Source organism: Enterobacter sp. BNK-22, assembly GCF_048684805.1.
In the GTDB taxonomy this organism is placed as follows: Bacteria; Pseudomonadota; Gammaproteobacteria; order Enterobacterales; family Enterobacteriaceae; genus Enterobacter; species Enterobacter quasiroggenkampii.
Genome location: NZ_JBLQTT010000002.1, coordinates 1 through 23,251 on the forward strand (window position 1 = coordinate 1; position 23,251 = coordinate 23,251).

Here is a 23,251-nt window from a genome sequence, read left to right on the forward strand (position 1 = left end):
CAGGTAAAAAATTGTTATCCGACATAGGGTTACGCCACCGTAAGTTACTTCCATATAGGGTTATCCACATACGGTGGATAAGTTATTTTTTTACATGCTACGACACACCTTCAGGCATGTTATGACACACCTTATACATGTTGTCACCCACTTTTACCATGTTACGACCCACTTTTTGCATGCTGTGACACACTATTTGCATAATGTGACACACCTGAAAGCTCTGAGAGCCTTACGTGGCGCGGCCTGTAGCGATCGGGGATCTGTTTGGAACTATATGGATCCAATTTGGATCTATTAAAGGATCATCTTATTGGATCTAGTCAATGTATATGTGGATAACTATTTGAAATAGCTGAATCTTGTTAGAAGGTTGGCACATGTACTAACGTGCCAAACCTGAGATAACAGAAACGAGAACGATCTTAACCGCTAAAGACGGCTAATGCTTCGAGGGATTTCTCGTCTTCCCCCTCTGGGACTGATCAGATTTTGCCTGGTGGGTCGCAGTGCCAGCAAGACGCACACATCAAGGAATGGAACCTAGCTAAACGCGTGGGATCGTTATGACGATAATAAGGAAATGGGTCATTAAGCGCTTGCTCATGACTAGGCAACTCCACTCTGTTGCGCCAATGGCTCACACCGTTCATGTCACAAATCCGTCTTACCTAATCCGCATACATCTTTCCCTGAATATCTGACCCATGAAATCCCCTCCATCACGTAGCTTCTGCATTTCCTTGTTAAAATCGAATCCGCCCTCTGCAGGGGATGTCCGATGTTCGGCAGGAACCTTACTGGTCCGCATGGCCGTAACGATAAAATGCTGGAGAGTTACCTGCTTCATTACCTGAGCTTCGTCAGGTTGAAGATAGGGAAGCAAACCGAAGACCTGATGTTCGAAGTTTTTTTGTTCTTCTTTGATTTGATCGTCGGGTACACGCTTAGTCGGAGTGCTCGTTTCATACATTAGTTCATACAAGGAGACGTTATTGGGATAGCCTCGATCTGCCCGAAAAACAATCTCTGCAGCCAGTGAGGCGCTTTCCTGGAGCTTGAGACAATGCAGCTCTGTCGCCCGGCGTCTGGTTTCCGCAAGCTGAGTATCTTCTACTTCCTGCTTTTTCACATTCAGCATAAAAAAAGCCGATAAGACATTCCCCATCCCGGTTGCAAAGGTAATCAGAAGGGTAAAGATAATGCCCTGAAGCAGTCTTTTTCTGGAAAATTCCTCGTTCATACATCTCTTCCTTAACCCGTCAGGCCTTTCGACACGAGCAGAACCTCTCTCATAGCACCTGAAGTTAATATCAGTGAAAGGCATCAGGGGTACATGCTAACGCACCAGCGAAGGTGATGAGCACTGCCAAATTTTGCAGCCGAACGTTATGGTTCATTACTAGACATGAACCACGCATCGTTAAGTTAAGTCAGTGTTCCTATGACTGCGTGCAGTCCATACGCGTGTTTACACCTCTTCTGAAGTATCTTATACAGGTGGTACTGTGCATACATACAGATTCTCTTTATGATAGACTTATCTGTCGAGACTTAAGCGGGATACTATCTGAATGAGTAAAACCAATAAATTAAAGGTCATTGATCTGTTTTGTGGCGCTGGCGGCTTGTCCTGCGGTTTCATGAAAGGGAAGAATGGTGCTCATTTCGAAAGCGTTCTGGCTCTGGACAATGATAAGGCGGCCATCAGAACGTACAATGCCAACTTTGGCGAGCATGGCATGGTCGCCAACATAGAAGAGTGGATCACGGAAAATACCGTGCCAGAAGCGGATGTTGTTATCGGTGGGCCGCCTTGTCAGGGGTTCAGTCTACTCAATAAGAACCGGGAAGGGGATCATCGACGCGCTCTGTGGGAACCGTACATGGATATCATTGAGCGATCGGGCGCTTCAGTCTTTGTGATGGAAAATGTCCCGGGTCTGTTAACCAGTGATGAATTCCAGGACATCTGCGAACGTGCGGAGAGTATGGGCTTTATGCTTCTCAACCCTTCTGTGCTGAATACGGCAGATTATGGTGCCCCTCAGACGCGTAAGCGTGCTATTGCGATTGGCATTAAGAAAGACCGTTTTGTGCGGGGGGGGATTCCTGCGTTTCCCCCTGCGCCTTCGCACCAGCATCCTGATAAAGCTGGAGATCTTCCTGCCTGGCTGACGGTCAGAGAATTCATTGGTGATTTACCTGAGCCGGTCGGCACGGAAATGCGCGATCTGCCTCCGCCCTTAGATCTGCATTTTGGGCGAAATCCGACAGCACTGTCTCAGGAACGTTATCGCGCTGTGCCGGTGGGCGGGAACCGTTTTGACTTACAAAAAAACAGACCCGATATTACGCCTGCCTGCTGGATCAAAAAAACGTCCGGTGGTACGGATTTGTTTGGACGGCTGTGGTGGGAACGTCCTTCCGTAACGATCCGCACCGAGTTCTTCAAACCTGAGAAAGGGCGTTATCTCCACCCTGAAGCTCATCGTCCTATTACGCACCGGGAAGCGGCGCGCCTGATGAGTTTCCCGGATCATTTTGTTTTCCTGGGATCAAAAACCGAGATCGCACGTCAGATTGGAAACGCGGTTCCGCCAGTCTTTGCGCAAAAGATTGCGACCTATGTGCTTACTTTAATGGAATATCAGATTCAACATGGCGAGAAGATCGAAGAAGAGCGAACCGGAAACGCTGCGTAAACAGCTTCTGGCGTTAATTACCGATTTTGAACACAGGCTCGCGGATGACTCCCTGCGAGAACAGGTCCTCTTCCTCATCCCGGCCAATCATTTACTGCGGGATCTCGGCAGCTCTCTGATGCATGAGGAGGGCTGCAATTCGGCACGCGACCGCATTCTGGCTTACCTCCTCAAATATCCCCGCCTCATCATTCACGGTGATGAACTGATGGTAGTGGCCGGGATAAGCGAGTATGCGCGGCGGATAAGAGAGCTTCGGGTTCAGTTTGGCTGGTCCGTGTTAAGCGGTACCACGCTGAAGGAAATGATTGAACAAGATGAGATAAAACTGGAGGAACTCCAGGCCCGCACAACGACCGTCCTTAAAACGGATGTCTATGCGCTGATGACGACGGAACAGGACAGGGAGGCCGCTCTGCGTTGGAATGAGGCTAATGTTCTGCGTCGAAGTAAGCTTTCGACGAAAGACAAAATTCTCTCCTATCTGCGTAAAAACGTTGGTCGCCCGGTAACGGGCGAAGAGTTACGTTATCTTGCGAACGACAGTAAGGAATGGGCCCGCCGTACACGCGAGTTGCGTACCGAAGAGGGCTGGCCGATTGCCACCAGGAATTCAGGCCGACCGGAGCTTCAAGTGGGCGCATATTTGCTCGAAGAAGATCGTCAGGCTGAGGTACATGACCGCAAAATCCCTGACCCGGTACGTGTAGCCGTCCTTGAGCGTGATCATCACTCTTGCCGGAACTGCGGCTGGTCGCACGCCCGTAGAACAGCAAATGACCCCCGAACGTTTCTTGAATTGCATCATATAGAGCATCATGCAGACGGCGGTGAAAATAAGCTGGGTAACTTAATTACCCTCTGTAATGTCTGCCATGATGACGTGCACCGCCGTAAAGTGTCGGGGGATGCGCTTTTACAGCTGTTGAAGGGAGACTAAATTCGCAGGTGATAGTGTAATTTGTTACGGGCAGGTCATTCATTGGTGTAGCTGTAGTAAAGTGCTTGCGGGATATTTCTATTTGATACGTCCGCTTTGTGCCAATAACGGACGTTGTTAAGCTCATGCAGTATGGATTCACGCAGAACATACATTATATATTGTCCTGATTAACTCGGGATGAAAGCTTCTGATGGCTCTCTTTTTGCTCGCTGTAACGATCTGCAAGATAACCGGTTTGTCCCTTAAGCAGCACTGTGATTTTAAATCAGCTTCTCGGCTACATCAACGGAACTAAATGTTTCTCGACTATTCTCTAAGGCAACTTGCGGCCTACACAAAAAAGAGCCGGGTTATACCCGGCTCTTTTTAGCTGATTTCAAAATCTTTTAATTCCCCACCTTCAGCAATCAGATTTGAGATCCGCTTCGGCATTCGCCCCTGACCTGACCATGTTTTTGACTCTCCAGTTTCGTCAGTATATCGATACTTCGCGGGGCGGGGGGAGCGCGTTCTTTTAGCCTTACCCGGAGAGCCAATAGCAGCCATAAGTTCGGATGGGTCGATACCCTCATCAAGCATCATCTGACGAAGTGATTCCAGTTTATCGCGGCGCTGACTTTCATTTGCAAGACGTAATGTCTCTTCTTCTCGTCGTTCTATAAGAATAATTTTAAACTTTTCCAGAACATCTTCCAGCACATCTAAGGACATTTCACGAGTCTGGGAACGTAAGGTACGGATATTGTTTAACTGTGTCAGAGCATCTGACATAAAGAGACCTCTTAAAATTTCAGCAAATACCAATGTCGACGGTTGCTCATCAACCCGATTTTTCTTAATGAGCATTTTAATCCGATTGGTACATATTGTTATTAACGAGGTTTAGACTACTGATATAAATCTCTTATCGCAAGACAAAATTAAGAGGAATGTGCAAGAACTAAATCTTAACTCCTACGAAATGTCCCTGCATTTTTGAGGGTACTAAAAACTATGATGCCAGGAGCCATCCGGAGAGCCTTTTTATAGCCTCATAACTATTGCTTCAGTCATACCTGATGAGTTTTAAATCAGGAGAGACATTTAGTGAATTAGCGCGGCCACTTAGTAAGATTTTTCACAAATGGCAAGATGGCACGCAGGTGAGAGACACCTGTATTTTGTCAGAGGGTAGCGAATTACTTTCTCTTTATAGAGGTGTTTCTAAAAAAGTGTAATGTTAAAAAAAAGCCTGCTGTTAGCAGGCCATAAATGTTTTTAACTCATTTTTTGTTCGATTCTGATAAATAGGGTAAGCATGCAATTAAACGTGGAGCAGAGAGCATAAAAAATGCTATAAATATTTCCTGGCCGCATCAAGTATCTCCTGTGACGTTAACTCCCTGTCAGTAGCCACGTAAACAATACCATGATCGCCAGTTAAGGAAGGAAAACCTGCAGACATAATCCGAAGATGTGTTTCTTCACCGTTTGGATATTCCTGCCTGATAGAGGATATACCTTCCAGAACGGTCATAACTTTACAGGATTCAGCATTAAAGAAAACAAGGACTTTAATCATATTCTATTACCCTGTTCTCTCGTGGGTGTTATCTGGCAGATGTCATTAAGGTCAAAGCCATTACGAGGTGCTTTCGGAGATAGCCTCGCTCATTACGCACTTCTTATTTAACAAGCAGTTAGTTTGTGCTTTTAAAATTTTATGCAGTAGTCCTGCACTCCATTACATCGGTCAGCGCACTCATAATTGTGAAAAATATGCTGATCAGATATTAAGAATAAACGATTTTTATCTGATTTAAGTTATGGATCTGTCTACTCAGGAATAATCCTTCATCGTTATCGCAGATCCACATTGATTTATTTATCGCAAAGTATTACGTTTGCAGCAGCAGGACCTTTGTCTCCGATCTGAATGGCGAATTCAACTTTCTGTCCTTCAAATAAAGTTTTAAAGTTGTCGCCATTAAGCGCAGAAAAATGGACAACGATATCTTTGCTGCCATCAAGAGGAGAGATGAAGCCAAAACCTTTGTCTTCGTTAAACCATTTTACCAGGCCTGTAATTCTAGAGGTCATACTGACTCCTGTTATACATCGTTGTATTGATAGTAAACGTATGGACTCAAAAAGAGGGGATATCAACGATAGCGCCTGGTAATGAGAACTGCCCGGAAAATTTCTAACTTTCATTAGTACATCGAACTGATGGGATTCATTAAGGCACAGGGAATCGATATAAGCAAATTATCTTTTAGCCGTCCAGAGGTCCTGTAGGGAAAATAAAAGTGGCTGAATGCCATTTTCAGTGTATAGTCTTTACTTGTTTTCAATAAGGAATTGACTTGTCCCATAAAATGACAGGAATTGTCAAAAGCTTTGATATTCTTAGTGGTAAAGGCCTCATCATCCCATCTGATGGACGAAAAGACGTTCTGCTTCACATTTCAGCCGTTAACTCCCGCGAATCAGAATTACTCATCCCTGGAAGGCGCATAGAATTTTGCCGGATAAACGGTCTCAGGGGGCCTGTGGCTGCGAACATTTATCTTTCCTGATTTTCATTGTGTCAAAATAAATAGATTAAAACTTAACCACACGTGGTACGGTGAATCTCATTCATTGAAAGGTTAATGGTTATGTCTGTTATCAATTACGCAATGAAACTCTTCAGCAGTGCGTCTACTGCCGCTGCTGCCTGTCCTGTTTGTGGCTTAAAATCAGCACAATCGTTGTCAAAAATCCGGCTCAACCAGACCATGCTTTGCCCCGGATGTAAGGCTCTGTTTATCTCCCGACGCTAGCTCGACCAAAACCGCAGAACAGAGCTTATGTCCTATACTTATGTTAGATTCCGGCAGCTGTTAAATCCCTGATGCCTGACGCCCATCCTGAGAGAACTTTTCTGATCTGATTTCGCAACTGCTCCTGCGCGCTAACGTCGCATCAGAGCAATGCTATGAAAATGAACCCAAGAGCGTGGTTTAACCGCTCCCGTATTCTGATTAATGCTGCCGAAAACATAACGTTTTCGGCGAACGATCCTGCCGGTGAAAGCACCCCGCGGTCAGAACTCTTTTCGACCGTCCAGATGGAACGCTACGGCCAGAAGCTGGCGCGGACTCATAAAGTATCACCAGATAAGCATCCTTATTATCTTCTGAAACGGCTTGGCGACAATGAGGCCGTCATTACCCAAAACTGCTATGAGCTTAACGCTGGTAAAAAGACCAGTATCATGCCCGCCGGTGAATGGCTGCTGGACAATTATTATCTGATTGAGGAACAAATCCGCACTGTCCGCCAGCACCTGCCGAAAAGCTTTGGCAAAGGTCTTCCGTCGCTGGTATCGCCGCTGAATTGCCCACGAATTTATCATATTGCATCAGAGGCCATTGCTCACGGCGATGGCCGCTGGGATGCCGCCAGCCTGACCAGCTATCTCACAGCCTATCAACAGGTGACGCCGCTGACGCTGGGTGAAGTCTGGGCGTTACCGGGAATGCTGCGACTGGCGCTGATTGAAAATCTTCGTCGTATCAGTATGGAAGTGATAAAAGCGCAGCAGGACAGAAACCTTGCCGATACGTGGATAACAAGGATTGTCGAATGCGCAGAGAGTGCGCCTGGTGATTTAATTATGGTGGTTGCCGATATGGCGCGCTCCCGACCTCCGTTAACCAGTGCGTTTGTCGCAGAGCTGGTGCGGCGCCTGCAGGGGCATGGCAACGCGCTGTCGTTACCTCTGACCTGGGTTGATCAGTGCCTTCGGGAACAGGGGATCACCACTGACGTTCTCATACATAGTTTCAATCAGCAGCTTGCCGCCAGCCAGCTGTCCGTCAGTAACAGCATCGCGGGCCTGCGATTATTGAGTGAAACGGACTGGGCTGATTTCGCCGAAACGATAAGCGTTGTCGAACAGGCATTACGCAATGATCCTGCCGGCATTTATCCCCGTATGCACTTCAATACCCGGGATCATTACCGGCACGTAGTTGAGGTTCTGGCCAGAGACAGCGGTCTCAGCGAGCCTGAGGTTGCTGAGAAGGTGCTGGCGCTTTCAGAGGAAAAAGCGCCCGATACACCGGAACATCATGTTGGTTATTATCTTGCGGGCGAAGGTCGACAGGCGCTGGATATTCATCTCCTGGCAGACGCCTCAAGGCTCATACGCTTGCGGCACAGTTTCAACAGAATAACCCTGCTGTCATGGCTTGGAAGCCTGGCGTTGCTGACAACCGCAGCGACCGCAGCAATAATGCACGAAACCGCCATGCAGGGCGCAGACTGGCTATTGATCGCGGTGATATTGCCTCTGATTATTGCTTTAACTCAGTTAATGAGCGATTTACTCAGTGATGCAACCACCCGTTTTCGCGTTCCTCGACCCTTGCCGGGGATGGATTTTTCAGCCGGTATTCCCGCTGACAATGCCACCATGTTAGTCATTCCCTGCATGTTGACCAGCCACGAAAGTTTCAGCCAGCTCCTCACCAGTCTTGAAGTTTGCTGGTTGGGGAATCAAAACGAAAATCTCAGGTTCGCGCTGCTCACAGACTTCGCTGATTCTGAAAATGAACCCTCGCCGGAAAGTCACGCGCTGCTCAGACAGGCTATCGCCGATACGCAGGCGCTTAATCGCCGCTACCCCTCCGGCCGACCACGTTTTTATCTGTTACATCGTCAGCCTGAATGGAACCCCTCGGAAGGAGCGTGGATGGGCTATGAACGCAAGCGGGGAAAACTGGCGTTACTTAACAGCTGGTTGCGCCATCCCGGAACGCAATTCGTCAGCGTTGCAGACATGCCTGCCCATCTTTTACCGGGTCACATAAAATACGTCATTACCCTGGACAGCGATACGGTGCTCCCGCGCGATACGGCACACAAACTCGTCGCGGCGATGGCCCATCCGCTGAATACGCCAGAGTATGATCCGGTACGCCAGAGGGTTGTCAAAGGATTCGGTATTTTACAGCCCGGTCTTGCGGAGGAGATACCACGCAACGGTCAGGGGCGTTACGCAGCCCTGCGCAGCAGCGTACCGGGCAATAACCCTTATTCGATGATGTCTTCGGATATCTATCAGGATCTCTTTGGGGAAGGCTCGTTTGTGGGCAAAGGGATTTACGATGTTGATATTTTTATGCAGGCCACTGCCAACATCTGCCCGGAAAATCTGGTACTCAGCCACGATCTGCTTGAAGGATGCTATGCACGTTCGGGTCTGCTGAGCGAGGTGTTACTCTACGAACAGTACCCTAATAATTATCTGTCGGATGTTGCACGACGTTCACGCTGGATCCGGGGTGACTGGCAACTGCTTAACTGGCTGAAACCACGCGTCAGAAAAGCCGATGGAACCCATGTCAGGAATCCGCTGACCGCGCTTTCTTACTGGAAATTACTCGATAATCTACGTCGCAGTCTGGTCGCCCCCTCTTTACTGATATTGCTGTTCTTCACTCTGCTTTGGGTACCCAATCCTGTTTACTGGCTGGGCATACTGTTGCTGATATGGCTGTTGCCAGCCATCCTCTGCATCAGCCATGACCTTCTGCATAAACCTCTGCGTCGCCGCGTGAAGCCGCATCTGTTACTGGTGGGGGCGGGCGCGCTGAAGCGTTTGTCAGGTATCAGCCTTAATTTTGCGATACTGCCGCACGAAGCCGGATATTCGCTGAAAGCGATCGCCGTGACGCTATGGCGATTGGGGATCAGCAGGCGTCACCTCAGCCAGTGGGTCAGCCACAGCCAGGACAGCGATCGTGCCAGACCCGCTGTTGCAAGCTTTTATCAGGCCATGTGGATAAACGTTGCCAGTGGCGTGACGCTGACAATACTGACCGGACAGTTTGCCCCACAGCTGCTGGGGATTGCGTTACCGATCGGTTTGGTATGGTGTGTGGCCCCGCTGCTGATGAGCTGGCTGAGTCGCCAGCCCGTGCGTAAGGTGTTTTCGCCAACTCAGGAACAAAAACAGCTGTTACGCCAGACAAGCCGTGAAATCTGGGCTTTTTTTGAAACGTTTGCCACAGAAAAAGAGAACTGGCTTCCGCCTGATAATTATCAGGAAATACCACAACCGACGGTGGCACACCGAACTTCTCCTACCAATATTGGTCTTTCCCTTATGGCTAACCTGACGGCATGGGACTTTGGCTACCTGCCCGGCGGAGAGGTGCTCCGGCGCGTGTCGCTCACGCTCGACACGCTGGATAAAATGGAACACTACCGGGGCCATCTCTACAACTGGTATGACACCCGGACACTGGTCCCCCTCAGTCCACGCTATATCTCAAGCGTCGACAGCGGCAACATGGCCGGGCATTTGTTGACCCTGCGTGCAGGCTTGTCCGCCATGCGTCATCAGCCTGTTTTAAGCAGCCAACAGATACTGGCAGGACTGAACGATACGCTGGATATTCTGGAAAAACAGTGGGGTAAGAACCCACCTGACAGCCTGAGACTGCTGCGCAAGCATTGCCTGAACGCGGTGTCGCTCTCTCCGCAGGCGTTTTTCAGCGAACTGAAAAGCATGCGCACCCAGTGTAACCATCTGACCAGCGCATGTCATCAGGGATCTCCTCTTCAGATGCGCTGGGCTGGACATCTGGAGCATCAACTGGTTCAGCTTTGCCATGAGTGGTCTCTGTTGCTTGGCTGGTTACCTGCATGCTGGAATGAACAGACGCTGCCGACGCTGAGCGAGCTTGCCCGTCCGACATTAACCGGTACAGGAACGCCTCCGGCGTTAGCGGCGGAGCAGGCCCGAATGCGACTCAATATTATCACCGAGCTGGAACAGCGGCTGGATGAGCATGCCCGGATGGATTTCGCCTTTCTGTACAGTGAAGCAACCAGTCTGCTCAGCGTCGGTTATAACTGTGACACCAATATGCCTGACAAGAGCCACTACGATCTCCTGCCGTCTGAAATCCGGCTGACCAGTTTTCTTGCCATTGCGACTAATCAACTGCCTCTTAAAAGCTGGTACGCGCTGGGTCGACTGTTTACCTCGATTGATAACGAAACTGCCCTGATGTCATGGAGCGGGTCCATGTTTGAATACCTGATGCCGAATCTGGTGATGCCCACCAGCCCCGGCAGCCTGCTCGATGAAATGAGTCAGTCGGCGGTTATGCGCCAGATTCACTGGGGGAAAGAACGCGGGGTACCGTGGGGTGTTTCAGAGTCTGGCTATCATGCTTTTGATGTTCAGCATAATTATCAGTATCAGGCATTTGGCGTACCGGGTCTCGGTCTGCGCAGGGGGCTTGCCGATGACATGGTGGTTGCTCCTTACGCCACGCTGCTGGCGCTGATGGTTTCCCCACAGAGAGCCTGTGAGAACCTGTTCAGGCTGCAAAAAAATGGTGCACGCGGAGAATACGGTTTTTATGAAGCGCTGGACTATACCCCCTCACGTCTTGCAACCGGCCAGCTCTATGCGGTGGTACAGTCCTGGATGGCGCATCACCAGGGTATGGCATTTCAGGCGCTGGCTCATGTGCTGCTTGACGCCCCCATGACTGAACGCTTTATGTCCAGTACGGTATTCCGGTCAGCGAGTCTGCTGTTACAGGAGCGCGTGCCGGATGCGGTCGATCTGTACAGTCCGCGCCGTCATTTTGAATCTCATGAGGGCAGGGTCAAACCCGTCCGCTATGAACCCCGTATTTTCTATAGCGTGGATACCCCCACCCCGGATATTCAACTGCTGTCCAACGGCCATTATCATCTGATGTTGACCGCGGGGGGCGGTGGTTACAGTCGCTGGAATGATATTGCACTAACCCGCTGGCGCAGTGATACCACCCGTGATAACTGGGGAGCATTTTGCTACTTCCGCGATACCCAGACGGGAGATGTGTGGAGCAATACCTGGCAACCGACAGGCTACACCAGCGGACAAGACGAGGAAGTGTTATTCACCGATGCGGGGGCAGAATTCAGACGCAGCTTCGGGGGACTCAGCGTCAAAACTCAGGTGGTGATCTCTCCGGAGGATGATGTTGAATTGCGACGGCTCACACTGATTCATCGTGGTCGCAAACCTCGCTCTCTGGAGCTGACAACCTATGCTGAAGTGGTACTGGCACCTGATGTCAGCGATCTGGCACACCCGGCATTCAGCAATTTGTTTATTCAGACTGAGCTGGCTCCTGAGCGTGACGCTATTCTTTGCCACCGGCGCCCGCGCTCACCGGATGAACCGGGCCCTTGCCTGTTTCACATGATGGTGGTGCACGGCGATAACCGACATAACGTGTCGTTTGAAACGGACAGGGCAAGCTTTATTGGACGTGGCAGAAACCCTGCGAATGCCCTGGCAATAGAGGCGGGAGGGACGCTAAGCAACACGTCGGGCTCGGTGCTGGATCCGATACTGGCAATTCGCCACGCCATCATTCTGCAGCCGGGGCAGCCGGTTACGATTGATATCATTTATGGCATCAGCGAGACCCGTCAGCAGAGCCTGGCGTTGCTGGAGAAATATCGCGATTACCCTATCGCCGATCGCGTCTTTGAACTGGCCTGGTCTCACAGTCTGGTGGTATTGCGCCAGATGAACGCCAGTGAAGATGATGCCACGTTGTTCAATAGTCTCGCCAGCGCTGTGCTTTATCCTGTCCAGGAGCTGCGAGCCGAAGGCCAGGCGATCGGCCGCAACCGGCGTGGCCAGTCCGGACTGTGGGGCTGGGCAATTTCAGGGGATCTGCCGATAGTGCTGCTGAGTATAACCAGCGAGGAAAGTATCACCTCAGTGACCACACTGATTCAGGCACACCGTTACTGGAGACAGAAAGGGCTGGATGTTGATTTGGTTATCCTGAATAACAGCCCCGGCGGCTACCAGCAGGGATTACAAAATCAGATTATGGAGTTAATTTATGCCGGGTCTGAAGCCAGTCTGCTGGATAAAAAGGGCGGGCTTTTTGTCCGGAACGGTGAGCATCTCTCCGCTGAGGATAAGTTGCTTTTGATGAGCGTGGCCTGTCTTTATCTTGATGACCGCGCAGGGGGTATTAATGAGCAGCTTAACCAGCGTATTCATACCCTGAAATCGCCGGCAAGGGCATTCATTCCGCGTGCTGTGCGCGACCGTAATCAACATACGGACTGGAGCCCTGATACCAGTCAGTTATGCCATTTCAATGGGTACGGTGGATTTTCTCAGGATGGGCGGGAGTATCAGATCGTCCTTCGGGAAAATGCGCTTACACCGGCTCCCTGGTCGAACATACTGGCAAATTCTCGTTTTGGCTGTGTGATCTCAGAGGCAGGGCAGGCCTATACCTGGTATGAGAATGCCCATGAATACCGGTTGACGCCGTGGGAGAACGATCCGGTGAGCGATCGCAGCGGCGAGGCATTTTACCTGCGCGATGAAGAGAGCGGGGAGTGCTGGTCGCCGACGGCTTTACCTGTTCGCGGACACGGTGATTACCTGACCCGCCATGGTTTTGGCTACAGCGTTTTTGCCCATCGTGAGAGTGGTATAGACAGCGAGTTGACGGTCCTGGTTGCTGAAGAAGATCCGGTTAAACTGGTGCTCCTGACGCTCAGCAACTCTTCGGGACGGACACGTCAACTTTCCGTCACAGGCTATGTAGAGTGGACGCTCGGAGAAACACGAACGCGCTCAGCCCCTCACATTGTGACACATGTGGCCAGAACGCCCGGCGGCTGCGGGGTGCTTGCGAATAACTTTTATGGTGATAATGGTGGCGGCCGAACTGCATTTTTTGCCGTCAGCGGTAATGACTGTTCTCTGACAGGGGATCGCCGGGAGTTTATTGGCCGTAATGGTTCCCTTCACGCCCCTTCGGCCATGAAACTGCAAAAGCTTTCTGGTAAGACGGGGGCCGGTCTGGATCCCTGCGGAGCGGTGCAATCGGCGGTTACATTAATTGACGGGGACCAGAGGACGTTTATTTTTATCCTCGGCGCAGAGGAGAATGATGTCTGTGCTCAGGAGACGCTGGCCCGCTACATGAACGAGGATACGGTCCGCCAGGAGCTGAACCGGATTCATAATCACTGGCACAATGTTCTCGATAAAATCGTAGTTAACACCCCCGACACGTCCGTAAATTTACTGGTTAATGGTTGGCTGTTGTATCAGACGGTCGCCTGCCGTCTTATGGCCCGGAGTGGCTACTATCAGTCTGGCGGTGCATTTGGTTTTCGCGATCAGCTGCAGGATACGCTGGCTCTGAGCCACGCTGCTCCGGACCGGATGCGTGAACAGATAATACTCTGTGCATCACGGCAGTTTATCGAGGGGGATGTGCAGCACTGGTGGCACCCGCCACACGGCAACGGTGTGCGTACCCGCTGCTCCGATGACTATCTTTGGCTGCCGCTTGCTGCTTGCCACTATGTTGAAACAACGGGGGATATGGATGCACTGGAAATACGCATTCCTTATCTGGAGGGACGCTCGCTTCAGCCTGGTGAAGAGTCTGTCTATGACACGCCGGTCATCAGCGGCACCGAAGAGACACTCTGGTTACACTGCGTCAAAGCTATTCACTATGGACTTCGCTTCGGGGAGCATGGCCTGCCGCTGATGGGGGCTGGTGACTGGAATGACGGGATGAACCGGGTGGGTATCGAAGGCAAAGGTGAAAGCGTCTGGCTGGGCTTCTTCCTGTACGACATTTTGCAGCGGTTTGCAGCGCTGGCGGAGCGCAGGCTGGATGAAAGCGTCGCCGCGATGTGCCGTTCACAGGCTCTGCGCCTGCAAAGTAATCTCGAAGCCCACGCCTGGGATGGGGAATGGTACCGGCGCGGGTATTTTGACGATGGTACTCCCCTGGGATCGAAAACCTCACAGGACTGCCGGATTGATGCGATTGCGCAGAGCTGGTCTGTATTGTCCGGCGCCGCGAGCCCGGGACGGTGCGCAAAGGCCATGCAGGCGCTGGATAAGCACCTTGTGGATAACGAAGGAGGGCTGATCAAACTGTTAACGCCTCCTTTCGACGGACACGGTCCAAATCCGGGCTACATACAGGGGTACCTGCCCGGCGTGCGGGAAAACGGAGGGCAGTATACGCATGGCGCCATCTGGGCAGTGATGGCCTTTGCCCGAATGGGGAATGCCGAACGAGCCTGGCAACTCTGGTCAATGCTCAGCCCTGTAAATCATACCCTGAATGCGGACTCTGTCGGGATTTATAAAGCTGAGCCTTATGTCATGAGTGCTGATGTCTACAGCGTCGCTCCCCATACCGGACGTGCAGGGTGGAGCTGGTATACCGGTTCCGCAGGCTGGGCCTGGCGTTTACTTACCGAGGAATTACTGGGGATAAAACGTTCCGGCACTGACTTTAGTGTTCATGCCAGGTTACCGGATGAGTGGTCGTCTTTTTCTATGGCATATCAATATGGTGAAAGCCATTATCAGATTAGTGTTTCACGCGGCGATGCAGAATATTGCGTGACGCTGGATGGTGTTCTCCTCCCTGATGACAGAATACCGCTGAAGGATGATGGACAAAACCATACGGTTGAGATCATTCAGAACTGACACTGATCCCGGAGGTGCATTAACGTCTGCCGTTAATGCGCTGATTATCCCTGAGAACATCAATCGCAGTCTGCATGGCGATTTTGTCATCCCGCCTTTTTTGTTTGTCCTGCATGACCTGAAGGTATTCCAGCAAGGTGCGGGTATTAATCGGTCGGCCCTGTTTACCCACAGCCAGCACGGCTTCGCCAAGAATAATTTTCACAGGCGGTAGTTGTGCCGGATACCAGTCAAGGGTGTCTTCTGATTTCATCTTAAATTTCTCACGGAAGGGTAGTGTACCATAAATCAGACGTTCAATTTTCAATATCTGATAACCTCATTCAGACACAACTTAACATAACTTATGCCAGTTATTTTTATATTAAAGCGTATAATAATTACTATATTTCTCAGAGAATTATTTATGTCTTATACAAATGGGCTCAGGTATTTTAAAGAAAGACCGGTTCATGTTGCCTGCCCGGTATGCGCATACAGAGCCGATCAGAAAGCAGGTAAACTAAGAAAAGATGCGGTTCTTGAGTGCCCTGCCTGCGGACTGTTGTTCAGACCTTCAGAATGCTGGTGTATCGGCGGCTGAACGGCTTCTGCCACGTAACGTCAGTGATGTCGGAAAATGACAACGTTCCTCCTGTACTGCAGTTGTCGAGGGTATGATAATGAAATCTAAAAAATCTGTTTTTATTGAAGGACATATCCTGTCGAACAGCTGTCACGGGCAGGCTGGCCAACCTTTCTGTATTCACCGGGTCAGGTTTAGTAATGGTAAATATGCGATTATTCGGGTGGCATCCGGGATATGTTTCAAACCAGGGGAAATTATTCAACGAAACGATTGTGAGTGGTTTTATAAACTTACCAAAATTCGGCTTCTTTCTTTTGAGTACCTTGATGATGATGAATCAAGAAGACAATTTCTTGAGTATCAATGATAAAACATGGATTTATAACAGAATAACTTTGCTGGCTTACAATTCATTCCTGACTCTTTAAATTCTTTACCAGTCATTGCAAAGTTATTTTTTTCTGAATTTAGATGACTTTAAATTGTCTAAAACAAAATGTATCGCTAAAGACAAATTGCTTCATTGTTTTCCTTTTGCGTTATAACCTTCATTAGCATTAAGGAAATTTATGGCACAGACTTTTACTCATAATTTACTTCATCCTCGCCACTGGCTTACCTGGTCTGGTTTGGGTCTGCTGTGGCTTCTCGTTCAACTTCCTTACCCGGTTTTACATACTCTGGGCTCTGGCCTTGGAAAAATATCCAGACCCTTTCTGAAACGCCGGGAAGGAATTGCGATTAGAAATATCGAACTGTGCTTTCCCGAGATGACACCGTTTGCCCGGAGCCAGATGGTCAATAAAAACTTTGTTTCTCTCGGGCTGGGACTGATGGAAACAGGAATGGCCTGGTTCTGGAGCGATGCGAGAGTCAAAAAATGGTTTGATGTCGAAGGGCTTGAAAACCTGACCGGCGCGACAAAAGGAGTAATGGTTGTCGGGATTCATTTTATGTCCCTTGAGTTGTGTGGAAGAGTAATGGGGTTATGCCATCCTATGATGGCAACGTATCGCCCACACAATGATCCATTAATGGAATGGGTACAGACAAAAGGTCGTATGCGTTCAAATAAGGCTATGATTAATCGACGTAATTTATCAGGTTTTGTTCATGCGCTAAAAGCAGGTGAAGCCGTTTGGTTTGCACCAGACCAGGATTATGGGTCTAAGGGAAGCGTTTTTGCACCTTTTTTCTCGGTAAAAAAAGCAGCCACGACGAACGGAACGTATGCTCTGTCAAAACTCGCTGGTGCACACTTGATCACACTTAGCATGGTTCGACGTAGCGATAAAAAAGGTTATCACATGTATATCAGCAATCCGTTGGCAGGTTATCCAGGGGAAGATAAGGTCGCCGCAGCGGCTTATATGAACAAGATCATCGAGCGTGAAATTCTCCGTGCTCCTGAGCAATACCTGTGGATGCATCGCAGGTTCAAAACGCGTCCTGAAGGCGAAGTCTCTTTATACAAATGAACAACTCAACTTGTCATGAGCCAGAATCTATCTTTCTTGCCACTGCGTATTTGTAAAAATGCAATAAGGAATTTTCGATCGGATTCATGTTAACGATGGCTTGACTGACAGCCAAGGTTAATCAATTGAACCGGTTCGGATTTGAAGGTCCGTTTTTCGCTCAAAGCACAAGTAAGGTAGCGTTACAGGGAACATACAATGTTCCCATTTAATTCTCGTATCAGCGTTTATTCAGGTCCGGCTGAGAGCCTTCAAAGGCTCGTGGTTCTTTTTCCCACCGGTTAATGACTAATGGAGCAACAACATTTCCCAGGACGTTGAGGGTTGTTGTTCCGCTGTCAATAATACGGAATATCCCGGCTATCAAGGCAACGGCGTCAAGCGGTAATCCCGCAGACGCCAGAGTGGCTGAGAGAATCAGAATGGCAAACCCCGGCACACCGGCTGCTCCTTTCGACGTTAGCACCATTGTGACAACTAAAATGATCTGTTGCATCAGCGTCAGGTCAATGCCGTAAAGCTGAGCCACAAATATGGTCGCCACACCGAGAAATATCGACGCGCCGTCAAGATTAAAAGCATATCCCACGGGCACCACAAAGCTGACGATCCGACCCGGTACGCCATAGCGTTCAAGCTTGTACATCAGCTGTGGCATAACCGCTGCAGAAGCGGCGCTTGAGAATGCCAGCACCAGTTCCTGACGAAAATGTTTTATCAGCTTAAAGACGTTTTCCCCGATCAGCGCGCAGATACCGCCCAGCACGATCAGGGCGAATAAAACCAGACCCAGATAAACGGTGCCTACAAGCTTAATCAGCGGCAGAAGGGAAGCGAAACCAAAAGTGGACACGGTGGCACCAATCATGCCGAAGACGCCAACCGGCGCGTAGGCCATGACAATGGACACCACCCTGAACATGCCATCTGATACGCTTTGGAGAACGCTGAGGATCGGGGCTGTTTTATCCCTGGGAAGGCCATTAAGCGCCAGGCCAAACAGCACGGCAAAGAACAAAACTGACAGCAGTTTGCCCTCGGAGAGCGCAACAAACAGGTTATCAGGAACGATATTCTGGAGAATAATCAATGCGCCCCGCGCCGGCTCCATTTTCATGTGTCCGTCGCCGTGCGCCATTCCCTGAATACTGGTGCCTTCGCCTGGGGAAATAAGGTTAGCCAGCACCAGTCCAAAGATGGTGGCCAGCCCCGTGACGATAAAGAAGTAACCGAGCGCTTTCGCGCCCATTCGTCCGAACGACTTGTTGTCACCGCTTCCGGTTATGCCCAGAATCATGCAACAGAAGACAATAGGCACCACGACCATTTTCATCATTTTGATGAAAATATCGCCCAGCGGTTTAAGGATTTCGTGGCTGACCCACTGCTGATACTCAGGGTGCGTATTAAAATACCATCCCACAATTATTCCAAGTACAAGTCCAATAACTATCTGCCAGACCAGTGTTATTTTTTTCATTACGCCCTCAGTTTAAACAGGGGCAACTTCTGCCCGAAAGAGGCAGAAGCCACGCTTAAAAAATTCGGGTGAAGGAGTGGTATGGCACGGCCTCAGGCCGTGCCGGGTAATCATTTTGCGAAAAGCTGACTCATATCCTTGAACGCTTTGAACTCAAGCGCGTTGCCACAGGGATCGAATAAAAACATGGTGGCCTGTTCTCCGACCTGTCCCTTAAAGCGGATGTAAGGTTCGATTACAAATTTGGTGTTAAATGATCTGAGGCGTTCTGCAAGTGCCTCCCATTCCTCCCACTTCAGGATGATGCCAAAGTGCGGGACGGGTACGTCGTGACCGTCGACGGAGTTGGAATGCACGCTCTCCTGCGATGCGGTTTTAGGATGTTCGTGAATGACCAGCTGATGACCGTAAAAGTCAAAGTCAACCCACTGTTCGCTCGAACGGCCTTCACTCAGGCCGAAGGTCTCGCCGTAAAAACGACGTGTTGCTTTCAGATCATAGACAGGAATCGCCAGATGGAAGGGGGAAAGGCTCATTTATGCATCCTCAGTAAGAAGATCAGCCTGCTTGCGGCAAGATCGATAATTTAGGGAGGCGTAATGTTCAATGCACAGCCGGGTTTCAGTACTTTCCCGCATTAACATTACCGTCACAAATGAGCTTATGGATAATTTAATTTGATTAAAATCAATTTATATCTTTATATATAACAAATAATATTTGTGTATCGTGAGCGCGATGATCCGTGAACTGAAAACGTTTCTGATGGTGGCAAAGGAAGGGACCTTTGCGGCGGCTGGCAATAAAATTGGTCTGACGCAGGCGGCCGTCAGCGCCCAAATGCAGAGGCTGGAGGCCGACTTAAACTTCCCGTTGTTTGACCGGTCGGGGAGAAACGCACGTCTGAACCAGAAAGGGCTACAACTGATCTCTCAGGCACAGGAACTCCTCGCGTTGTATGACGGGCTGGGTGAGCGACTGAATTTGGCTACCCCCGGTAAGACCATCACGATAGGCGCAATTGCCTCAATACAGCGTACGCTGCTGCCGGATGCGCTGACGGCGTTTTGCAGACACAGCGCCGGCTGCCGTATCCGCGTTATACCGGGCCTGTCGATGGAACTGATTAACCTTGTGGACGCCGGTGAAATAGATATGGCCGCGGTGCTGAAACCTCCGTTTGCGCTGCCGACAGGGCTGCAGTGGAGTGCGCTGGCACATGAACCTTTTCACCTCATCGTGCCGAAAAATGTGGCAGGTAACGATATTGCCGCTCTGCTGAGCGACCAGCCTTTTATCCGCTACGATCGTTCGTCCTTCGGTGGACGCCAGGTTGATCGCTTTCTTCGCGAAATGAATCTCTCGGTCAACGAAATCTGCGAGGTGGACGAGCTGGAGGCCATCCTCAAGCTCGTCAGTAATGGCATGGGGGTTGCTCTGCTGCCCCGGACGGCCAACTGGCGGCGCTGGCCGGCCTCCGTCAGGGCCATCGGTCTGAATGAGAAGGTTTTTTACCGGGACGTCGGGCTTATTCACCGCCCGCTTGAAAACCTTGACGATAACGTCAGGCGGATCTCCGAGCAGATTATCCTGCAGGCGGGGCGGTAAACTCGACCGGCAACAGCGTGAGACTCAGCCTTGCGGCTCTCCGGGCGTTTGCAGCGGCGCGTCCGGCACGTCCAGCGGATCGCCGGTAGTGTAAAAGTGGCCGCCCGCGATATAGTGCAGACTTCGCCAGTCCGCCGCTCCCCGTTCAAATTGCCAGTGTCCGTCCTTAAAAGCGCGACTGTCAGCCCAGGCCGCTTTTATTTCTCCGATGAATAAATCATAGGCCTGCTGGGTATGTGCTTCAGGGATGAGTTCGCAATACAGCCACGCGGCACATCCTGACACCATTGGCACATCCGCGCCGGGCAGTTCAAACAGCAACACCCCGGACTGAGCGAGTTTATCCGCTTCGCAGGACAGTGAATGTGAACCGAGGTAGTGCACGAGTGAGGCCTGGCCTGCCACCGGGACCTGAATAACAAAGGAACGGCTTTTTTCAATCAACCCGCGGGTGAATGCGGTCTTGTCCAGCACGACGGTCAGTCGCGCCGGTTCGTAATCCAGGGCGCAGACCCATGACGCAGCCATGACGTTGTCCGTTCCGTTATAGCGCGCAGAGACCAGCGTTGCCGGTCCATGATTTATCAGCCTGTAGGCCTTTGCTGGCTCTACGGGCACAATGTAGTCAAGCATTTCCGGGCTCCGTTAATACGTTACAGGTTTTCAAGGTAGGCAGCGAGGCTGCGGTGGCCTGACGCTATCAGCTCCAGAACGCTCGCCTCCATCGCTTGCACCTCGTTGCGGGACCGGGCTTCAAAACTCGCCTGCCAGGCAATGACCGTTTCGTCGCTATCGCTCAGAGGAATGAGGCTGACTGTTGCCACATAGCCATCTACGGCCAGCGGGGCTTCAATAAAGCGATATGAGAAGGCCCGCTTACCTGCATCCAGCATGAGGAGCTCTTCGCGCAGGACATCGCCGTTTTCAAGTACCAGTCGGCGCCGGCAGCCCGGGCGACCGTCGGGCTGATTATCTTCGATTTCGCTGCTGCAGATAGCAGGATGCCAGTCGCTGATGCGTCCGAACTGGCTGAGCGTCTGCCATACGCGGTCCGCATGGGCGTTAACCACGGCATTAAAGTTCACTACTGACATTACGGTTCCTTCTTAATCATTCATCTTCAGAAAATTATCTTGCAGAATTTATTTCACCCGCAGAAACAATATGAATGCCCGACCTGGGTGTGGTCACAGCTCTGAGGAGATGGCGGGCTATGTCTTCAGCCGGGCTGAGCTGCCAGCTGCGTGGCAGAACCGGCGATAAGAGCCTGAGCGCCTGCTTCAGCGCCGTTTCACCCGGGCGGGATTCAGCCCGATCGCCGGCAATAACGCCGGGACGGACCAGCGTCAGTGAGGGGAAATTTTCGTGCCTTAGCGCCTGTTCAAGCTCCCCCTTCACCCGGTTATAAAAGAATCGGGAGCCGACATTTGCGCCGGTCGCCGAGGTCAGCGCGAACGCTGAGGCGCCGCCATTACGTGCCAGCCGGGCAAACATCAGAGGATAGTCATAATCAACCCGCCGGAATGCCTCCCGGCTGCCGGCTCTGGCAATTGTTGTGCCGAGCGCACAGATAACCGCGTCAACGCGCCACTCCAGAGCGTCAGCGTCGGGGGCATCAAAGTCGATCAGGGGATTAATAAGCCGGGTATGGCCTGTGGCGCACCATGCGAGAGGTTTTCGCGTCGGCGCAATAACGGTACCGATGTGCGGGCTGGACATCGCCTGTTGCAGGACATGACTGCCCACGAGCCCCGTTGCACCGAGCAGCAGTAGCCGCATATCCGGTTCTGAATCAGCGGACCAGTCCATCTCAGCGTTCCGCCATCTGCTGAACCGCCTTTCGTACCGGCACCTCACCGTCGGTCAGCTCAATGATGACGCGGCTGACGCGGGGCTGAGCGATAATTTCAGCCAGCGTGGCCGCCACGTTATCCCGGGCGACCTCCCCGTAAGGTATGGCCAGCCCGGCGCGGACATATCCTGAACCTTTGTCATCCAGCAACAGGCCGGGGCGCAGAATGACCCAGTCCAGCGAGCTTGCGGCCAGCACGACTTCTGCCTGCTTTTTCACGCGCATATAGTTTTCAAACGACGCCGAGGTGGATTCATTTCTTGAAGCCTCCGGAAAGGCCGAAACCAGCAGGAAGCGGGAAATGCCGGCCATCGCGGCCGCCTCTGCGGCCGTCTTAAGCCCTTCTCCGTCAATGGCGTTCGTCATTTCCGGGCCACCTTTGCCGCCGGCACCGGCCGAGAAGACAACCACATCGCAGCCTCTCATCATGGTCGCCAGAGCCGCGGCATCCAGCTCCGTCAGGCTCCCGCTGACGGGCTTTGCTCCCTGCAGACGAATCAACTGCGCTTGCTCCGGCTGACGGTGCAGCGCATGAACAGCGTGCCCTTTCTCCGTAAGAATTCTGGCCAGGCGCCGGCCCACCTTGCCTGCGCCGCCGATAATAAACACCGTACTCATGGATAACTCCTTTGCGAGACCTGTTTTTTGCTAAAAAACTGCCGCCAGTCAGCCCGTAAACTGGTGATAGACTTTCGCAATCACCTGCCAGCGACCGTCGATGCGGATGAGGGTCAGGTAGTCGTTATAGTCGGCGCCGATAGCATCCTTTTCCATGTCCACGCGCACCACCGCCGTGGTCGGAGTGATGGCCAGCACATCCAGATGCGTTTCAATCTCTGGCGCACTGCCGTTTTCACGGACGAATTTATACAGGTTGTCGACAGACCCTCCCAGCAGTTCACCGTCAGTAAAGCCATACATGACGGCGTCCTTGTGAAACGCTTCTGCCACCGTTTCGGCGCAGCCTTTTTTCAGGCCGTCAACGTAGCGACGCGCCGTGTCGAGAACGGCCTCATAGGAAGAAACAGGGACGGTTTTGATATTCTGGCTCATGTTTTTTCCTCTCTGGGTTTCG

At 51.1% G+C, this 23,251-nt stretch carries 21 protein-coding genes and 1 pseudogene; 9 read left to right on the plus strand and 13 right to left on the minus strand.

Features of this window, described 5'->3' with window-relative positions; all coding sequences use genetic code 11:
• Positions 1–667 precede the first annotated feature (667 nt).
• Positions 668–1,243, minus strand: coding sequence for a hypothetical protein (locus tag ACMGGE_RS22220; RefSeq protein ID WP_420290632.1), 576 nt, complete (start codon positions 1,241–1,243; stop codon positions 668–670).
• Between the two features lie 331 nt (positions 1,244–1,574).
• On the opposite strand from ACMGGE_RS22220, the gene ACMGGE_RS22225 reads away from it, so the two are divergent.
• Together ACMGGE_RS22225 and ACMGGE_RS22230 are read left to right on the plus strand one after the other, a co-directional pair.
• Positions 1,575–2,705 carry a DNA cytosine methyltransferase gene (locus ACMGGE_RS22225; RefSeq protein WP_420294200.1) on the plus strand — a complete coding sequence of 377 codons (1,131 nt, stop codon included), beginning with the start codon at positions 1,575–1,577 and terminating at the stop codon, positions 2,703–2,705.
• Positions 2,662–3,645, plus strand: coding sequence for an HNH endonuclease (locus ACMGGE_RS22230; protein ID WP_420290635.1), 984 nt, complete (start codon positions 2,662–2,664; stop codon positions 3,643–3,645). The genes ACMGGE_RS22225 and ACMGGE_RS22230 overlap by 44 nt, the downstream gene beginning before the upstream one ends.
• Positions 3,646–3,799: 154 nt before the next feature.
• Here the strand turns inward: ACMGGE_RS22230 and ACMGGE_RS22235 are convergent.
• The 4 genes and pseudogenes from ACMGGE_RS22235 to ACMGGE_RS22250 all read right to left on the minus strand — a co-directional run.
• Positions 3,800–3,962: pseudogene (locus ACMGGE_RS22235) on the minus strand (arsenical resistance protein ArsH); the annotation flags it as partial.
• A 52-nt stretch (positions 3,963–4,014) separates the two neighbouring features.
• A complete protein-coding gene (locus ACMGGE_RS22240) occupies positions 4,015–4,419 on the minus strand; it encodes an H-NS family nucleoid-associated regulatory protein (protein ID WP_323283376.1) in 405 nt (134 codons plus the stop codon).
• Between the two features lie 562 nt (positions 4,420–4,981).
• Positions 4,982–5,209: a hypothetical protein gene (locus ACMGGE_RS22245; protein WP_010434226.1), complete on the minus strand. Its 228-nt coding sequence runs from the start codon at positions 5,207–5,209 to the stop codon at positions 4,982–4,984.
• A gap of 299 nt (positions 5,210–5,508) precedes the next feature.
• Positions 5,509–5,727, minus strand: coding sequence for a cold shock domain-containing protein (locus ACMGGE_RS22250; RefSeq protein ID WP_016239707.1), 219 nt, complete (start codon positions 5,725–5,727; stop codon positions 5,509–5,511).
• A gap of 266 nt (positions 5,728–5,993) precedes the next feature.
• Here ACMGGE_RS22250 and cspF point away from each other — a divergent pair, with 266 nt between their 5' ends.
• From cspF to ACMGGE_RS22265, 3 genes are all read left to right on the plus strand, one after another.
• Positions 5,994–6,206: a cold shock-like protein CspF gene (gene cspF, locus ACMGGE_RS22255; protein WP_071601025.1), complete on the plus strand. Its 213-nt coding sequence runs from the start codon at positions 5,994–5,996 to the stop codon at positions 6,204–6,206.
• A gap of 81 nt (positions 6,207–6,287) precedes the next feature.
• Complete coding sequence (locus tag ACMGGE_RS22260; protein WP_263755406.1) at positions 6,288–6,452, plus strand: YnfU family zinc-binding protein; 165 nt, start codon at positions 6,288–6,290, stop codon at positions 6,450–6,452.
• 155 nt (positions 6,453–6,607) lie between these two features.
• Positions 6,608–15,190, plus strand: coding sequence for a GH36-type glycosyl hydrolase domain-containing protein (locus tag ACMGGE_RS22265; RefSeq protein ID WP_420294201.1), 8,583 nt, complete (start codon positions 6,608–6,610; stop codon positions 15,188–15,190).
• A gap of 19 nt (positions 15,191–15,209) precedes the next feature.
• Here ACMGGE_RS22265 and ACMGGE_RS22270 read toward each other — a convergent pair whose 3' ends face one another.
• Positions 15,210–15,443 (minus strand): hypothetical protein, encoded by a 234-nt coding sequence (locus ACMGGE_RS22270; RefSeq protein WP_004132711.1) that lies wholly within the window; start codon positions 15,441–15,443, stop codon positions 15,210–15,212.
• A 153-nt stretch (positions 15,444–15,596) separates the two neighbouring features.
• Here ACMGGE_RS22270 and ACMGGE_RS22275 point away from each other — a divergent pair, with 153 nt between their 5' ends.
• The 3 genes from ACMGGE_RS22275 (at position 15,597) to lpxP (ending at position 17,236) form a co-directional block, all read left to right on the plus strand.
• On the plus strand, positions 15,597–15,773 hold the full coding sequence (locus ACMGGE_RS22275; RefSeq protein WP_213842549.1) for a YnfU family zinc-binding protein: 177 nt from the start codon (positions 15,597–15,599) through the stop codon (positions 15,771–15,773).
• Positions 15,774–15,852: 79 nt separating this feature from the next.
• Positions 15,853–16,125, plus strand: a complete 273-nt coding sequence (locus tag ACMGGE_RS22280; protein ID WP_016239704.1) for a hypothetical protein — start codon at positions 15,853–15,855, stop codon at positions 16,123–16,125.
• Between the two features lie 202 nt (positions 16,126–16,327).
• Positions 16,328–17,236, plus strand: coding sequence for a kdo(2)-lipid IV(A) palmitoleoyltransferase (gene lpxP / locus ACMGGE_RS22285; protein WP_023329314.1), 909 nt, complete (start codon positions 16,328–16,330; stop codon positions 17,234–17,236).
• Positions 17,237–17,456: 220 nt separating this feature from the next.
• On the opposite strand, the gene ACMGGE_RS22290 is transcribed toward lpxP, so the two are convergent.
• Both ACMGGE_RS22290 and ACMGGE_RS22295 read right to left on the minus strand, forming a co-directional pair.
• Positions 17,457–18,716: a cation:dicarboxylate symporter family transporter gene (locus ACMGGE_RS22290; RefSeq protein WP_348556752.1), complete on the minus strand. Its 1,260-nt coding sequence runs from the start codon at positions 18,714–18,716 to the stop codon at positions 17,457–17,459.
• Between the two features lie 110 nt (positions 18,717–18,826).
• Positions 18,827–19,252 carry a VOC family protein gene (locus ACMGGE_RS22295; protein WP_004946583.1) on the minus strand — a complete coding sequence of 142 codons (426 nt, stop codon included), beginning with the start codon at positions 19,250–19,252 and terminating at the stop codon, positions 18,827–18,829.
• Positions 19,253–19,454: 202 nt separating this feature from the next.
• Here ACMGGE_RS22295 and ACMGGE_RS22300 point away from each other — a divergent pair, with 202 nt between their 5' ends.
• Entirely contained in the window at positions 19,455–20,324 is an 870-nt protein-coding gene (locus ACMGGE_RS22300) for a LysR substrate-binding domain-containing protein (protein ID WP_348556753.1), read from the plus strand.
• A gap of 24 nt (positions 20,325–20,348) precedes the next feature.
• Here the strand turns inward: ACMGGE_RS22300 and ACMGGE_RS22305 are convergent, their stop codons facing one another.
• From ACMGGE_RS22305 to ACMGGE_RS22325, 5 genes are read right to left on the minus strand one after another with little or no spacing between them, the layout of a single operon-like run.
• Positions 20,349–20,957: a flavin reductase family protein gene (locus ACMGGE_RS22305; RefSeq protein ID WP_420290638.1), complete on the minus strand. Its 609-nt coding sequence runs from the start codon at positions 20,955–20,957 to the stop codon at positions 20,349–20,351.
• Positions 20,958–20,977: 20 nt separating this feature from the next.
• Positions 20,978–21,418 carry an SRPBCC family protein gene (locus ACMGGE_RS22310; protein WP_342124039.1) on the minus strand — a complete coding sequence of 147 codons (441 nt, stop codon included), beginning with the start codon at positions 21,416–21,418 and terminating at the stop codon, positions 20,978–20,980.
• 34 nt (positions 21,419–21,452) lie between these two features.
• The gene (locus ACMGGE_RS22315) at positions 21,453–22,133 is read right to left on the minus strand and encodes an NAD-dependent dehydratase (protein WP_248059285.1); all 681 of its coding nucleotides are present in this window, start codon (positions 22,131–22,133) and stop codon (positions 21,453–21,455) included.
• Position 22,134: 1 nt separating this feature from the next.
• The gene (locus tag ACMGGE_RS22320; RefSeq protein WP_248059284.1) at positions 22,135–22,794 is read right to left on the minus strand and encodes an NAD(P)H-binding protein; all 660 of its coding nucleotides are present in this window, start codon (positions 22,792–22,794) and stop codon (positions 22,135–22,137) included.
• A 48-nt stretch (positions 22,795–22,842) separates the two neighbouring features.
• On the minus strand, positions 22,843–23,229 hold the full coding sequence (locus ACMGGE_RS22325) for a nuclear transport factor 2 family protein (protein ID WP_420290639.1): 387 nt from the start codon (positions 23,227–23,229) through the stop codon (positions 22,843–22,845).
• Positions 23,230–23,251 lie beyond the last annotated feature (22 nt).